Origin of the sequence: Escherichia sp. MOD1-EC4550, assembly GCF_963876935.1 — a bacterium.
Taxonomy (GTDB): Bacteria; Pseudomonadota; Gammaproteobacteria; order Enterobacterales; family Enterobacteriaceae; genus Escherichia; species Escherichia coli_F.
Genome location: NZ_CAWNSE010000034.1, coordinates 108964 through 124328, shown reverse-complemented (window position 1 = coordinate 124328; position 15365 = coordinate 108964). Strand labels below are relative to the sequence as shown.

General features: G+C 51.3%; 17 protein-coding genes. 15 read left to right on the top strand and 2 right to left on the bottom strand.

What is annotated here, in order from left to right; all coding sequences use genetic code 11:
• The first annotated feature begins 38 nt into the window (after positions 1-38).
• On the top strand, positions 39-488 hold the full coding sequence (gene alaE / locus AACU19_RS20005) for an L-alanine exporter AlaE (protein WP_000492661.1): 450 nt from the start codon (positions 39-41) through the stop codon (positions 486-488).
• Positions 489-524: 36 nt separating this feature from the next.
• Here the strand turns inward: alaE and AACU19_RS20000 are convergent, their stop codons facing one another.
• Positions 525-869: a DUF2002 family protein gene (locus AACU19_RS20000; protein WP_000281320.1), complete on the bottom strand. Its 345-nt coding sequence runs from the start codon at positions 867-869 to the stop codon at positions 525-527.
• Between the two features lie 151 nt (positions 870-1020).
• Between AACU19_RS20000 and AACU19_RS19995 the strand changes: the two genes are divergently transcribed.
• The gene (locus tag AACU19_RS19995) at positions 1021-1350 is read left to right on the top strand and encodes a DUF883 domain-containing protein (protein WP_001295174.1); all 330 of its coding nucleotides are present in this window, start codon (positions 1021-1023) and stop codon (positions 1348-1350) included.
• Positions 1351-1405: 55 nt separating this feature from the next.
• On the opposite strand, the gene pdxR is transcribed toward AACU19_RS19995, so the two are convergent.
• Positions 1406-2740, bottom strand: a complete 1335-nt coding sequence (pdxR, locus tag AACU19_RS19990; RefSeq protein WP_001138424.1) for a MocR-like pyridoxine biosynthesis transcription factor PdxR — start codon at positions 2738-2740, stop codon at positions 1406-1408.
• A gap of 87 nt (positions 2741-2827) precedes the next feature.
• Between pdxR and AACU19_RS19985 the strand changes: the two genes are divergently transcribed.
• From AACU19_RS19985 to emrA, 13 genes are all read left to right on the top strand, one after another.
• Entirely contained in the window at positions 2828-3259 is a 432-nt protein-coding gene (locus AACU19_RS19985) for a carboxymuconolactone decarboxylase family protein (protein ID WP_105278430.1), read from the top strand.
• Positions 3260-3467: 208 nt separating this feature from the next.
• Complete coding sequence (nrdH, locus tag AACU19_RS19980) at positions 3468-3713, top strand: glutaredoxin-like protein NrdH (RefSeq protein ID WP_001223227.1); 246 nt, start codon at positions 3468-3470, stop codon at positions 3711-3713.
• Positions 3710-4120: a class Ib ribonucleoside-diphosphate reductase assembly flavoprotein NrdI gene (gene nrdI, locus AACU19_RS19975; RefSeq protein ID WP_000080947.1), complete on the top strand. Its 411-nt coding sequence runs from the start codon at positions 3710-3712 to the stop codon at positions 4118-4120. Before nrdH ends, nrdI begins: the two co-directional genes overlap by 4 nt.
• A complete protein-coding gene (gene nrdE, locus AACU19_RS19970; RefSeq protein WP_105278429.1) occupies positions 4093-6237 on the top strand; it encodes a class 1b ribonucleoside-diphosphate reductase subunit alpha in 2145 nt (714 codons plus the stop codon). The genes nrdI and nrdE overlap by 28 nt, the downstream gene beginning before the upstream one ends.
• A gap of 9 nt (positions 6238-6246) precedes the next feature.
• Complete coding sequence (gene nrdF / locus AACU19_RS19965) at positions 6247-7206, top strand: class 1b ribonucleoside-diphosphate reductase subunit beta (RefSeq protein WP_105278428.1); 960 nt, start codon at positions 6247-6249, stop codon at positions 7204-7206.
• 355 nt (positions 7207-7561) lie between these two features.
• Positions 7562-8764 carry a glycine betaine/L-proline ABC transporter ATP-binding protein ProV gene (gene proV / locus AACU19_RS19960; protein ID WP_105278427.1) on the top strand — a complete coding sequence of 401 codons (1203 nt, stop codon included), beginning with the start codon at positions 7562-7564 and terminating at the stop codon, positions 8762-8764.
• Positions 8757-9821: a glycine betaine/L-proline ABC transporter permease ProW gene (gene proW / locus AACU19_RS19955; RefSeq protein WP_105278426.1), complete on the top strand. Its 1065-nt coding sequence runs from the start codon at positions 8757-8759 to the stop codon at positions 9819-9821. The genes proV and proW overlap by 8 nt, the downstream gene beginning before the upstream one ends.
• 57 nt (positions 9822-9878) lie before the next feature.
• Positions 9879-10871 carry a glycine betaine/L-proline ABC transporter substrate-binding protein ProX gene (gene proX, locus AACU19_RS19950; protein WP_001216531.1) on the top strand — a complete coding sequence of 331 codons (993 nt, stop codon included), beginning with the start codon at positions 9879-9881 and terminating at the stop codon, positions 10869-10871.
• Between the two features lie 191 nt (positions 10872-11062).
• A complete protein-coding gene (locus AACU19_RS19945) occupies positions 11063-12247 on the top strand; it encodes an MFS transporter (RefSeq protein WP_105272283.1) in 1185 nt (394 codons plus the stop codon).
• A 123-nt stretch (positions 12248-12370) separates the two neighbouring features.
• On the top strand, positions 12371-13108 hold the full coding sequence (ygaZ, locus tag AACU19_RS19940) for an L-valine exporter subunit YgaZ (protein ID WP_000445658.1): 738 nt from the start codon (positions 12371-12373) through the stop codon (positions 13106-13108).
• A complete protein-coding gene (ygaH, locus tag AACU19_RS19935; protein ID WP_105278425.1) occupies positions 13098-13433 on the top strand; it encodes an L-valine transporter subunit YgaH in 336 nt (111 codons plus the stop codon). Before ygaZ ends, ygaH begins: the two co-directional genes overlap by 11 nt.
• Before the next feature lie 90 nt (positions 13434-13523).
• Positions 13524-14054 carry a multidrug efflux transporter EmrAB transcriptional repressor EmrR gene (emrR, locus tag AACU19_RS19930; RefSeq protein ID WP_000378442.1) on the top strand — a complete coding sequence of 177 codons (531 nt, stop codon included), beginning with the start codon at positions 13524-13526 and terminating at the stop codon, positions 14052-14054.
• 126 nt (positions 14055-14180) lie between these two features.
• Positions 14181-15353: a multidrug efflux MFS transporter periplasmic adaptor subunit EmrA gene (gene emrA, locus AACU19_RS19925; protein ID WP_001295175.1), complete on the top strand. Its 1173-nt coding sequence runs from the start codon at positions 14181-14183 to the stop codon at positions 15351-15353.
• The last annotated feature ends 12 nt before the right edge of the window (positions 15354-15365 follow it).

The window sequence follows — 15365 nt, the reverse complement described above, 5'->3', positions numbered from 1 at the left end:
ATTAACGTCCCATTACGCTTTTATTAAGGAGCATTAGCATGTTCTCACCGCAGTCACGCTTGCGTCATGCAGTTGCAGATACGTTCGCGATGGTTGTTTACTGTTCTGTCGTGAACATGTGTATTGAAGTTTTCCTCTCCGGAATGAGCTTCGAACAGTCTCTTTATTCCAGATTGGTAGCGATTCCGGTGAACATCTTAATTGCATGGCCATACGGTATGTACCGCGATCTGTTTATGCGCGCGGCACGCAAAGTTAGTCCGTCGGGCTGGGTAAAAAATCTGGCGGATATCCTGGCGTATGTGACGTTCCAGTCACCGGTGTATGTGGCGATCTTGTTAGTGGTGGGCGCAGACTGGCATCAGATTATGGCGGCGGTCAGTTCAAACATCGTTGTTTCGATGTTGATGGGGGCGGTTTATGGCTACTTCCTCGATTATTGCCGCCGACTGTTTAAAGTCAGCCGTTACCAGCAGGTAAAAGCCTGACCCTTCTTTTCGCGACTGGCATCGCCAGTCGCGTCTTTAACTGGCTTCGCCAAATAAACCATTCAAATAACGTTCAAGCGCAACACGCGAACTAAAGCCATGTGGGATACCGTAATGCTCATGACGTTCACCCGCTAAATAGAGCGGAAATTGCTGGTAATGATCGCAAGTTTTAATATCGGAAGCGGGTTCAGCCAGTGTTGAACTGCGTTCTTTTAATGTTGGATGAATTACCAGAGCGGTACGTCCCATTCGCGCTTCGCGATTAACATAGACATAATTTTCCCCACGGCGGTAACCATAAGCTTTCTGAGTTACCACATCGACAGTAAAACCGACTTTTTCAAGTACGCGCGCCACCTCGTCTGGTCGTAAATACATATTTGATCCTCGTTATTATCAACCGCGGGCCTACCTTACCTGATTGCGCATTCACAACGCTTTCAGAAAAGTCCATAAAGCCGCGATGAACCTCAGTTAAGAAAATTATGGTCTACACTGAAAATTACATCGAATTCTAATGGGGGATCATATGTTTAACCGACCGAACCGCAACGACGTCGATGATGGCGTGCAGGATATCCAGAATGATGTCAATCAATTAGCTGACAGCCTCGAATCTGTATTGAAGTCCTGGGGCAGCGACGCCAAAGGGGAAGCCGAAGCCGCTCGTAGTAAAGCGCAGGCTCTACTGAAAGAAACCAGAGCGCGAATGCATGGTCGTACTCGCGTTCAGCAAGCCGCGCGCGATGCCGTTGGCTGCGCGGATTCTTTTGTTCGTGAAAGACCCTGGTGTAGCGTGGGTACAGCAGCTGCGGTTGGTATTTTTATCGGCGCACTGTTGAGCATGCGCAAATCGTAGTGCAACAATGATAATAAATACGCGTCTTGACCCCGGAACCTGATTTCGGGGTTTTTTAGCTTAAGGCTTTACGTAATTGTTGTGCTACCTGTCGCGCCATACCTTCGTTAACGATATTGGTAAAAGAGAGAAGTAATCCACCTTCCCCACTTGAGCGGATACGCCAGTCGCTAAGTGCCTGCACCGCAAGGCCTGCAGCATTGGCTTTACGCGCATGGGCAATATCATCGCCCATCATTCTGATCACCATCTGGATACCACCTTTCTGCGGCACAACCTGAAATCCCTGCTGCGTCAACGCTTGCTCAATCCATTGCCGACGTTGAGCATAATGCTGACGCATTTTCTTCAGATGCCGCCAGAAATGCCCCTCGCGAAGAAAGTCTGCCAGTGTGTTCTGCCATAGAACAGGTACCGCACATGGAGCCAGTGACGCCTGGTGGCGGAATTGTGCAATTTGCTTCACCGGCACCACCAGCCACGCACAGCGCAATGCAGGAAATAGTGCTTTGCTGAATGTTCCGGCATAAATTACCCGCTGCGGTGCATCGAGACTTTTTAACGCCGGTAACGGCTTACCGTGATAGCGAAACTCACTGTCATAATCATCTTCAATAATCCATGCCTGACTACGCTCTGCCCATTCCAGTATCTGATGCCTGCGCGCTAAAGAGAGCGCCACACCCAGCGGGCTTTGGTGTGCTGGTGTTATCAGGGCAAAACACGCATCAGGATAATTTTGTATTCCGCTTGTGATATCCAGTCCGTTGTCATCAACCGGCACAGGCAAAATTTCCACACCGTGGCGAGTGACAATCGGGCGAATCAGTGGAAAGCCGGGATCTTCCATCCACATCCCGTTTCCCGGTTTCGCCAGCGCGTGCAGAATTAAAGCCATTGAGGCCGCATAACCGTGAGTGATAAAGACCTGCTCTGGCTGACAATCAATCCCACGTGAAACGCGTAAGTAATCAACTATTGCCTCACGCAACGCCGCCTCACCGCAGACATCGCCTAACGCCAAATCAAAGCGCGTCTGGGTACGAAGGCGACGCCCCATCACCCGCGCCCACAGCTCTCGCGGAAAGAGATCGAGTGCGGGTAATCCCATTTGAAATGGCAACGGTTGCTGACTTTCACCGGCAAAAGCCACAACTTGTACAGTAGATTGTTGCGGATATATCTGCTCACTGACAAATGTGCCAGCCTGTCCCCGCCTGATCAGCCATCCTTGCGCCACCAGCTCAGCATACGCATTTTCGACAGTGGATCGAGAGACCCCCAGTTCCTGCGACCAGGTACGACTTGAAGGTAGCCTTGCGCCGGGTTTCAGTTCCCCTTGCTCAATAGCCGTTTTTAACTGACGGGCGATATCCTGATAGCGCGGCATATGGTCTGCTTTTTTAGGTAATTTATGGCTCTCTTTAGCAGTCCATTATAGTGCTACATTGCGGGCGTTAATAAGAGGAGAAACTGTATGACTACATTACGTCAGCCTTACTACGAACTTAGCCCAACGGTATATAACGCGCTGGTGCAGGCCAAAACGGCGCTGGAAAATAGCACGCTGGAAACTACGCTGATGGAGTTAGTTTATTTGCGCGTCTCGCAAATCAATGGTTGCGCATTTTGTCTGGAGATGCACAGCAAAGCATTACGCAAATCCGCTGTGCCGCAGCATAAGCTGGATGCCCTGGCAGGCTGGCGCGTAAGCCATCATTTTGACGATCGCGAGCGGGCGGCGCTGGCATGGGCGGAATCGGTGACCGATATTGCCCGAACCCATGCGGAAGACGACGTTTATCAGCCTTTGCTTGAGCATTTCAGCGCAGCAGAAATCAGCGACTTAACATTTGCCATCGGGCTGATGAATTGCTTTAACCGCCTGGCCGTTTCCATGCGGATGTAACTTCCTGATGCCGGGCAATCGCCCGGCAAAAAAACACAAAATCCCCTACCCCGTTGAGCCATTCATCGGTGGTGTAATCAATCTAAAATTCCCATATCTTGTATGGTTGAATCTTTTTTCAACTACATCTAGTATCTCTGTATCAACAGAGAGACAACCCGACGCGTATCATCGCGCCGTATCTTCATTTTAAACGGAAATACGAATCATGCGCATTACTATTTACACTCGTAACGATTGCGTTCAGTGCCACGCCACCAAACGGGCGATGGAAAACCGTGGCTTTGATTTTGAAATGATTAATGTCGATCGCGTTCCTGAAGCGGCGGAAGCGTTACGTGCTCAGGGCTTTCGTCAGTTGCCGGTAGTGATTGCAGGCGATCTTAGCTGGTCTGGTTTCCGCCCGGACATGATCAATCGTCTGCATCCAGCGCCACACGCGGCCAGTGCATGAGCCAACTCGTCTACTTTTCCAGCAGCTCCGAAAATACGCAGCGTTTTATCGAACGTTTAGGACTGCCCGCGGTGCGCATCCCGCTCAATGAGCGGGAACGGATTCAGGTAGACGAGCCTTACATCCTGATCGTGCCCTCTTACGGCGGCGGCGGTACGGCTGGCGCGGTGCCACGGCAGGTCATTCGCTTTTTAAACGACGAGCACAACCGGGCGTTGCTTCGCGGCGTTATTGCTTCGGGTAATCGCAACTTTGGTGAGGCGTATGGCCGCGCCGGAGATGTGATTGCCCGGAAATGCGGCGTGCCGTGGCTGTACCGCTTTGAACTCATGGGTACGCAAAGCGATATCGAAAACGTTCGTAAAGGAGTAACCGAATTTTGGCAACGACAACCGCAGAACGCCTGACGCAGGAAACGATGGATTACCACGCTCTGAATGCGATGCTTAATATTTACGATAACGCGGGTCGCATTCAGTTCGATAAAGACCGCCAGGCAGTAGATGCATTTTTGGCGACGCATGTACGCCCGAATAGCGTGACCTTCAGCAGCCAACAGCAGCGCCTGAACTGGCTGGTCAACGAGGGTTACTATGATGAAAGCGTCCTCAACCGTTACTCTCGCGAATTTGTCATTACGCTATTTGCCCACGCACACGCCAGCGGTTTTCGTTTTCAGACATTCCTCGGAGCATGGAAGTTTTACACCAGCTATACGTTGAAGACATTCGACGGTAAGCGTTATCTGGAAGATTTTGCCGATCGAGTCACGATGGTGGCGCTGACGCTGGCACAAGGCGATGAAACACTGGCGACGCAACTGACCGATGAGATGCTGTCAGGACGCTTTCAGCCTGCAACACCGACATTCCTCAACTGTGGTAAGCAGCAGCGCGGCGAACTGGTTTCCTGTTTTTTGCTGCGTATTGAAGACAATATGGAGTCGATTGGCCGGGCGGTAAATTCCGCACTACAACTGTCGAAACGCGGCGGCGGCGTGGCATTTTTGCTGTCGAATCTGCGGGAAGCGGGCGCGCCAATTAAACGTATTGAAAATCAATCTTCTGGCGTGATTCCGGTGATGAAAATGCTGGAAGACGCATTTTCCTATGCCAACCAGCTCGGCGCGCGTCAGGGTGCTGGCGCAGTCTATTTACATGCCCATCATCCCGATATTCTGCGTTTTCTCGATACAAAGCGGGAAAATGCCGACGAGAAAATCCGCATTAAAACACTGTCGCTGGGCGTGGTTATCCCGGATATCACCTTCCATCTGGCAAAAGAGAATGCGCAGATGGCACTGTTTTCGCCCTATGACGTTGAGCGTGTTTATGGCAAGCCGTTTGCCGATATCGCCATCAGTGAACACTATGACGAACTGGTTGCCGATGAACGCATCCGCAAAAAATACATCAACGCCCGTGATTTCTTCCAGCGACTGGCAGAAATCCAGTTTGAGTCCGGCTATCCCTACATCATGTATGAAGACACGGTTAACCGTGCTAACCCTATTGCCGGGCGTATAAATATGAGCAATCTCTGCTCAGAAATTTTGCAGGTTAACAGCGCCTCAGAGTATGACGAGAATCTCGACTATGCCCGCACAGGCCATGATATTTCCTGCAATTTAGGTTCGTTGAATATTGCCCACACCATGGATTCCCCCGACTTTGCCCGCACGGTAGAGACTGCCGTGCGCGGTTTAACTGCGGTGTCAGATATGAGTCATATTCGCAGCGTGCCGTCCATCGAAGCCGGAAATGCCGCCTCACACGCTATCGGTCTGGGGCAGATGAATTTACACGGTTATCTGGCGCGAGAAGGCATCGCCTATGGTTCGCCGGAAGCACTGGATTTCACCAATCTCTATTTCTATACCATCACCTGGCACGCACTGCGTACCTCGATGTTGCTGGCGCGCGAACGCAGTGAAACCTTCGCCGGGTTCAAACAGTCACGCTATGCCAATGGTGAATATTTCAGCCAATATCTGCAAGGGAACTGGCAGCCGAAAACGGCGAAAGTTGGCGAGTTGTTTGCTCGTAGCAGCATCACGTTACCTACCCGCGAAATGTGGGCGCAACTGCGCGACGACGTAATGCGCTATGGCATTTACAACCAGAATCTCCAGGCAGTGCCGCCAACCGGCTCCATCTCTTATATCAACCATGCCACGTCGAGTATTCATCCGATTGTGGCGAAAGTAGAGATACGCAAAGAAGGCAAAACAGGACGCGTTTACTACCCTGCCCCGTTTATGACTAACGAGAATCTGGCGCTGTATCAGGACGCTTACGAAATCGGCGCAGAAAAGATCATCGACACCTACGCCGAAGCGACTCGCCATGTCGATCAGGGGCTGTCGCTGACACTGTTTTTCCCCGATACCGCCACCACTCGCGATATCAACAAAGCGCAGATTTATGCCTGGCGTAAAGGTATCAAAACGCTCTACTACATCCGCCTGCGTCAGATGGCGCTGGAAGGTACTGAAATTGAAGGCTGCGTCTCCTGCGCGCTTTAAGGAATATCTATGAAACTCTCACGTATCAGCGCCATCAACTGGAACAAGATATCTGACGATAAAGATCTGGAGGTGTGGAACCGCCTGACCAGCAATTTCTGGCTACCAGAAAAGGTGCCACTATCGAACGATATTCCCGCCTGGCAGACATTAAGTGTCGTAGAACAACAACTGACGATGCGCGTTTTTACTGGCCTGACGCTGCTCGACACGCTGCAAAATGTTATCGGCGCACCTTCGCTGATGCCCGATGCGATCACGCCCCATGAAGAGGCGGTTTTATCGAATATCAGCTTTATGGAAGCGGTTCATGCCCGCTCTTACAGTTCGATTTTCTCGACGCTGTGCCAGACCAAAGATGTCGATGCCGCCTACGCCTGGAGTGAAGAAAACGCGCCGTTGCAGCGAAAAGCACAGATTATTCAGCAACATTATCGCGGTGATAATCCGCTGAAAAAGAAAATCGCCAGTGTGTTTCTTGAATCATTTTTGTTCTATTCCGGTTTCTGGCTACCGATGTATTTCTCCAGCCGCGGAAAGCTAACTAATACCGCAGACCTGATCCGTCTGATTATCCGCGATGAAGCAGTGCACGGTTATTACATCGGCTATAAATATCAGAAAAACCTTGAAAAGATCTCCCTGGCGCAACGTGAAGAGTTGAAGAGTTTCGCCTTCGATTTGCTACTGGAACTTTACGACAACGAGTTGCAATACACCGATGAGCTCTATGCCGAAACCACATGGGCTGACGATGTGAAAGCGTTTCTCTGTTACAACGCCAATAAGGCGTTGATGAATCTGGGCTACGAACCATTATTTCCCGCAGAAATGGCGGAAGTGAATCCGGCAATCCTCGCCGCGCTTTCGCCGAATGCCGATGAAAATCACGATTTCTTTTCTGGTTCAGGCTCCTCTTACGTGATGGGAAAAGCGGTCGAAACAGTAGATGAAGACTGGAATTTCTGAGTGTGTTATTTTCAAAAATATCACCAACCACAGTAGGGAAATAATTCCCGCCAAATAGCTTTTTATCACGCAAATATTTTGTGGTGATCTACACTGATACTCTGTTGCATTATTCGCCTGAAACCACAATATTCAGGCGTTTTTTCGCTATCTATGACAAAAAAATATCAACTTTCTCGATTTGCTCTCAGCCCTTATATCATGGGAAATTCCGGCGATTTGCTCGCATCAATATTCATGCCACATTTGCCATCAGGGGTTGCCTCAGATTCTCAGTATGTTAGGGTAGAAAAAAGTGACTATTTCCATTGGGTAATGTATCGACATAAACAAATAACAGGAATCTTTCTATTGCATGGCAATTAAATTAGAAATTAAAAATCTCTATAAAATATTTGGCGAGCATCCTCAGCGAGCGTTCAAATATATCGAACAAGGACTTTCAAAAGAACAAATTCTGGAAAAAACCGGGCTATCGCTTGGCGTAAAAGACGCCAGTCTGGCCATTGAAGAAGGCGAGATATTTGTCATCATGGGATTATCCGGTTCGGGTAAATCCACAATGGTACGCCTTCTCAATCGCCTGATTGAACCCACCCGCGGGCAAGTGCTGATTGATGGTGTGGATATTGCCAAAATATCCGACGCCGAACTCCGTGAGGTGCGCAGAAAAAAGATTGCGATGGTCTTCCAGTCCTTTGCCTTAATGCCGCATATGACCGTGCTGGACAATACTGCATTCGGTATGGAATTGGCCGGAGTTAATGCCGAAGAACGCCGGGAAAAAGCCATTGATGCACTGCGTCAGGTCGGGCTGGAAAATTATGCCCATAGCTACCCGGATGAACTCTCTGGCGGGATGCGTCAACGTGTGGGATTAGCACGCGCATTAGCAATTAATCCGGATATATTATTAATGGACGAAGCCTTCTCGGCGCTTGATCCATTAATTCGCACTGAGATGCAGGATGAGCTGGTAAAATTACAGGCGAAACATCAACGTACCATTGTCTTTATTTCCCACGATCTCGATGAAGCTATGCGTATTGGCGACCGAATTGCCATTATGCAAAATGGCGAAGTGGTACAAGTCGGCACACCGGATGAAATTCTCAATAATCCGGCGAATGATTATGTCCGTACCTTCTTCCGTGGCGTCGATATTAGCCAGGTGTTCAGTGCAAAAGATATTGCCCGTCGTACACCGAACGGCTTAATTCGTAAAACCCCCGGCTTCGGCCCGCGTTCGGCATTGAAATTATTGCAGGATGAAGACCGCGAATATGGCTACGTTATCGAACGCGGTAATAAGTTTGTCGGCGCTGTGTCTATCGATTCGCTTAAAACCGCGTTAACGCAGCAGCAAGGTCTTGATGCGGCGCTGATTGATGCGCCATTAGCAGTCGATGCGCAAACGCCTCTTAGCGAGTTGCTCTCTCATGTCGGACAAGCGCCCTGTGCGGTGCCCGTGGTCGACGAGGACCAACAGTATGTCGGCATCATTTCGAAAGGAATGCTGCTGCGCGCTTTAGATCGTGAGGGGGTAAATAATGGCTGATCAAAATAATCCGTGGGATACCACGCCAGCGGCGGACAGTGCTGCACAATCCGCAGACGCCTGGGGTACACCGGCGACTGCACCGACTGACGGCGGTGGCGCTGGCTGGCTGACCAGTACGCCTGCGCCAAATGTCGAACATTTTAATATTCTCGATCCGTTCCATAAAACGCTGATCCCGCTCGACAGTTGGGTCACTGAAGGGATCGACTGGGTCGTTACCCATTTCCGTCCCGTCTTCCAGGGCGTTCGCGTTCCGGTCGATTACATCCTTAACGGTTTCCAGCAATTGCTGCTGGGTATGCCCGCGCCGGTGGCGATTATCGTTTTCGCTCTCATCGCCTGGCAGATTTCCGGGGTCGGAATGGGCGTGGCGACGCTGGTTTCGCTGATTGCCATCGGCGCAATCGGTGCCTGGTCGCAGGCCATGGTTACCCTGGCGCTGGTGTTAACCGCCCTGCTGTTCTGTATCGTCATCGGTTTGCCGTTGGGGATCTGGCTGGCGAGAAGTCCGCGAGCGGCGAAAATTATTCGTCCACTGCTTGATGCCATGCAGACCACGCCAGCGTTTGTTTATCTGGTGCCAATCGTCATGCTGTTTGGTATCGGCAACGTGCCGGGCGTAGTGGTGACTATAATCTTTGCTCTGCCGCCGATTATCCGTCTGACTATTCTTGGTATTAATCAGGTTCCGGCGGATTTAATTGAAGCCTCGCGCTCATTCGGTGCCAGCCCGCGTCAAATGCTGTTCAAAGTTCAGTTACCGCTGGCGATGCCGACCATTATGGCGGGCGTTAACCAGACGCTGATGCTGGCCCTTTCTATGGTGGTCATTGCCTCGATGATTGCCGTCGGTGGGCTGGGTCAGATGGTACTTCGCGGTATCGGTCGTCTGGATATGGGCCTTGCCACCGTTGGCGGCGTCGGGATTGTGATCCTCGCCATTATCCTCGACCGCCTGACGCAGGCCGTTGGGCGCGACTCACGCAGTCGCGGCAACCGTCGCTGGTACACCACTGGCCCTGTCGGTCTGCTGACCCGCCCATTCATTAAGTAACTCTGCACTTGCCCGGTGACGCCGGGCATTATCACCCTGCCAAAAAAAGGAATAACAATGCGACATAGCGTACTTTTTGCGACAGCGTTTGCCACGCTTATCTCTACACAAACTTTTGCTGCCGACCTGCCGGGCAAAGGCATTACTGTTAATCCGGTTCAGAGCACCATCACCGAAGAAACTTTCCAGACGCTGCTGGTCAGCCGCGCGCTGGAGAAATTAGGTTATACCGTCAATAAACCCAGCGAAGTGGATTACAACGTTGGCTACACCTCGCTTGCTTCCGGCGATGCAACCTTTACCGCAGTGAACTGGACGCCACTGCATGACAACATGTACGAAGCTGCCGGTGGCGATAAGAAATTTTATCGTGAAGGAGTATTTGTTAACGGCGCGGCACAGGGTTACCTGATCGATAAGAAAACCGCCGACCAGTATAAAATTACCAACATCGCGCAACTGAAAGATCCGAAGATCGCCAAACTGTTCGATACCAACGGCGACGGTAAAGCGGATTTAACCGGCTGTAACCCAGGCTGGGGCTGCGAAGGTGCGATCAACCACCAGCTTGCCGCGTATGGACTGACCAATACCGTGACGCATAATCAGGGGAACTACGCAGCGATGATGGCTGACACCATCAGTCGTTACAAAGAGGGTAAGCCGGTGTTTTACTACACCTGGACGCCGTACTGGGTGAGTAACGAACTGAAGCCAGGGAAAGATGTCGTCTGGTTGCAGGTGCCGTTCTCCGCACTGCCGGGCGATAAAAATGCCGATACCAAACTGCCGAATGGCGCGAATTATGGCTTCCCGGTAAGTACAATGCATATCGTTGCCAACAAAGCCTGGGCTGAGAAAAACCCGGCGGCAGCCAAACTATTTGCCATTATGCAGTTGCCGGTGGCAGACATTAACGCCCAGAACGCCATCATGCATGACGGCAAAGCCTCAGAAGGCGATATCCAGGGCCACGTTGATGGCTGGATCAAAGCCCACCAGCAGCAGTTCGATGGCTGGGTGAATGAGGCGCTGGCAGCGCAGAAGTAATTTTTATTCGGGCGGATAAGGCGCTTTTGCCTCATCCGCCGCTCTGTACACAATGCCTGATGCGACGCGGCCGCGTCTTATCATGCCTGCAAACCACACCGCACATTTCAACAATCTATCTTTCATCCCATATTCATCAACATCCGCTATTATTGATTTCCAGCTTAATCATCACCTGATGAACAAAAATAATGACTAAACCTAATCATGAGCTTAGCCCGGCACTGATCGTGCTGATGTCTATCGCCACCGGTCTGGCGGTAGCCAGTAACTATTACGCCCAGCCATTACTCGACACCATCGCGCGTAACTTTTCCCTTTCCGCCAGTTCGGCGGGCTTTATTGTTACCGCCGCGCAGTTGGGCTATGCCGCAGGTCTGCTGTTTCTTGTTCCCCTCGGTGATATGTTTGAACGCCGCCGCCTGATTGTCTCGATGACCTTACTGGCAGCGGGCGGTATGTTGATTACCGCCAGCAGTCAGTCGCTGGCGATGATGATCCTCGGTACGGCATTAACCGGTTTATTCTCGGTCGTGGCACAAATTCTGGTTCCGCTGGCAGCGACGCTGGCTTCACCGGACAAACGCGGCAAAGTGGTCGGCACCATTATGAGCGGGCTGCTGTTGGGGATCTTGCTGGCACGAACCGTTGCCGGTTTGCTGGCAAACCTCGGCGGCTGGCGCACCGTCTTTTGGGTTGCCTCGGTGTTAATGGCACTGATGGCGCTGGCATTATGGCGTGGTCTGCCACAAATGAAATCAGAAACCCACCTCAACTACCCGCAGTTGTTAGGTTCCGTTTTCAGCATGTTTATCAGCGATAAGATCCTGCGCACCCGCGCGTTGCTGGGCTGCCTGACCTTTGCCAACTTCAGCATTCTCTGGACCTCAATGGCCTTTTTGCTCGCCGCACCGCCTTTTAATTACAGCGATGGCGTAATTGGTCTGTTTGGACTTGCAGGGGCTGCCGGGGCGTTAGGCGCTCGTCCGGCGGGCGGTTTTGCCGATAAGGGCAAATCGCACCACACCACAACTTTCGGTCTGCTGCTGCTGTTACTTTCATGGCTTGCTATCTGGTTTGGCCACACTTCCGTACTGGCCTTGATTATCGGCATCCTGGTGCTGGATCTCACCGTGCAGGGCGTGCATATCACTAACCAGACGGTAATTTATCGAATACACCCTGATGCGCGTAATCGCCTGACCGCAGGTTACATGACCAGCTACTTTATTGGCGGTGCCGCTGGTTCGCTAATTTCAGCCTCAGCCTGGCAACATGGCGGTTGGGCTGGCGTTTGTCTGGCTGGCGCGACGATTGCCCTGGTTAACTTACTGGTCTGGTGGCGAGGTTTTCATCGTCAGGAAGCCGCAATTTAAGCAATCAGCAACCGTTTTCGTGGCTTTACACTTATAAGGGTGTTAAGAAGCCCATCAGTCTGATAAGGTTAAGATATTCATTCAGTCTATTTATAATATTAACAATCGTTAAGCGTACACTCTATGGAAAGCCCTACTCCACAGCCTGCTCCTGGTTCGGCGACCTTCATGGAAGGATGCAAAGACAGTTTACCGATTGTTATTAGTTATATTCCGGTGGCCTTTGCGTTCGGTCTGAATGCGACCCGTCTGGGATTCTCTCCTCTCGAAAGCGTTTTTTTCTCCTGCATCATTTATGCAGGCGCGAGCCAGTTCGTCATTACCGCGATGCTGGCAGCCGGGAGTAGTTTGTGGGTTGCTGCACTGACCGTCATGGCAATGGATGTTCGCCATGTTTTGTATGGCCCGTCACTGCGTAGCCGTATTATTCAGCGTCTGCAAAAATCGAAAACCGCCCTGTGGGCGTTTGGCCTGACGGATGAGGTTTTTGCCGCCGCAACCGCAAAACTGGTACGCAATAATCGCCGCTGGAGCGAGAACTGGATGATCGGCATTGCCTTCAGTTCATGGTCATCGTGGGTATTTGGTACGGTAATAGGGGCATTCTCCGGCAGCGGCTTGCTGCAAGGATATCCCGCCGTTGAAGCAGCATTAGGTTTTATGCTTCCGGCACTCTTTATGAGTTTCCTGCTCGCCTCTTTCCAGCGCAAACAATCTCTTTGCGTTACCGCAGCGTTAGTTGGTGCCCTTGCAGGCGTAACGCTATTTTCTATTCCCGTCGCCATTCTGGCAGGCATTGTCTGTGGCTGCCTCACTGCGTTAATCCAGGCATTCTGGCAAGGAGCGCCCGATGAGCTATGAGGTTCTGCTGCTTGGGTTACTGGTTGGCGCGGCGAATTATTGCTTCCGCTATTTGCCGCTGCGCCTGCGTGTGGGTAATGCCCGCCCAACCAAACGTGGCGCGGTAGGTATTTTGCTCGACACCATTGGCATCGCCTCGATATGCGCTCTGCTGGTTGTCTCTGCCGCACCAGAAGTGATGCACGATACACGCCGTTTCGTGCCCACTCTGGTCGGCTTCGCGGTACTGGGTGCCAGTTTCTATAAAACACGCAGCATTATCATCCCAACACTGCTTAGTGCGCTGGCCTATGGGCTCGCCTGGAAAGTGATGGCGATTATATAACCCACAAGAATCATTTTTCTAAAACAATACATTTACTTTATTTGTCACTGTTGTTACTATATCGGCTGAAATTAATGAGGTCATACCCAAATGGATAGTTCGTTTACGCCCATTGAACAAATGCTAAAATTTCGCGCCAGCCGCCACGAAGATTTTCCTTATCAGGAGATCCTTCTGACCCGTCTTTGCATGCATATGCAAAGCAAGCTGCTGGAGAACCGCAATAAAATGCTGAAGGCTCAGGGGATTAACGAGACGTTGTTTATGGCGTTGATTACGCTGGAGTCTCAGGAAAACCACAGTATTCAGCCTTCTGAATTGAGTTGTGCTCTTGGATCATCCCGTACCAACGCGACGCGTATTGCCGATGAACTGGAAAAACGGGGTTGGATCGAACGTCGTGAAAGCGATAACGATCGTCGTTGCCTGCATCTGCAATTAACGGAAAAAGGTCACGAGTTTTTGCGCGAGGTTTTACCGCCACAGCATAACTGCCTGCATCAACTCTGGTCCGCGCTCAGCACAACAGAAAAAGATCAGCTCGAGCAAATCACCCGCAAATTGCTCTCCCGTCTCGACCAGATGGAACAAGACGGTGTGGTTCTCGAAGCGATGAGCTAACGCGTCATCTCGCTCAAAAATCCAGATTTATAACAGAAAAAATGACCGGCCAGCATCGCAACATGCTGGCCTTTTTGGCAAGCAGGTCGGCTCAGCCGATGAGTTAAGAAGATCGTGGAGAACAATATGAGCGCAAATGCGGAGACTCAAACCCCGCAGCAACCGGTAAAGAAGAGCGGCAAACGTAAGCGTCTGCTCCTCCTTCTCACCTTGCTCTTTATAATTATTGCCGTAGCGATAGGGATTTATTGGTTTTTGGTACTGCGTCATTTCGAAGAAACCGATGACGCATACGTGGCAGGGAATCAGATTCAAATTATGTCTCAGGTGTCTGGCAGCGTGACGAAAGTCTGGGCCGATAACACCGATTTTGTAAAAGAAGGCGATGTGCTGGTCACTCTCGACCCGACAGATGCTCGCCAGGCGTTTGAAAAAGCCAAAACGGCACTGGCTTCCAGCGTGCGCCAAACCCACCAGCTGATGATTAACAGCAAACAGTTGCAGGCGAATATTGAGGTGCAAAAAATCGCCCTCGCGAAAGCACAAAGCGACTACAACCGCCGTGTGCCGCTGGGCAATGCCAACCTGATTGGTCGCGAAGAGCTGCAACACGCCCGCGACGCGGTGACCAGTGCCCAGGCGCAACTGGATGTCGCCATTCAACAATACAATGCCAATCAGGCGATGATTCTGGGGACTAAACTGGAAGATCAGCCTGCCGTGCAACAGGCTGCCACCGAAGTACGTAACGCCTGGCTGGCGCTGGAGCGTACCCGTATTGTCAGTCCGATGACCGGTTATGTCTCCCGCCGAGCAGTACAGCCTGGGGCGCAAATTAGCCCAACGACGCCGCTGATGGCGGTCGTTCCAGCCACCAATATGTGGGTGGATGCCAACTTTAAAGAGACGCAGATTGCCAATATGCGTATCGGTCAGCCGGTCACCATCACCACCGATATTTACGGCGATGATGTGAAATACACCGGTAAAGTGGTTGGTCTGGATATGGGGACAGGTAGCGCGTTCTCGCTGCTTCCGGCGCAAAACGCCACCGGTAACTGGATCAAAGTCGTTCAGCGTCTGCCTGTTCGTATTGAACTGGACCAGAAACAGCTCGAGCAATACCCGCTGCGTATCGGTTTGTCCACGCTGGTGAGCGTCAATACCACTAACCGTGACGGTCAGGTACTGGCAAATAAAGTACGTTCCACACCGGTAGCGGTAAGCACCGCGCGTGAAATCAGCCTGGCACCTGTCAATAAACTGATCGACGATATCGTAAAAGCTAACGCTGGCTAATCCAGAGGTGCG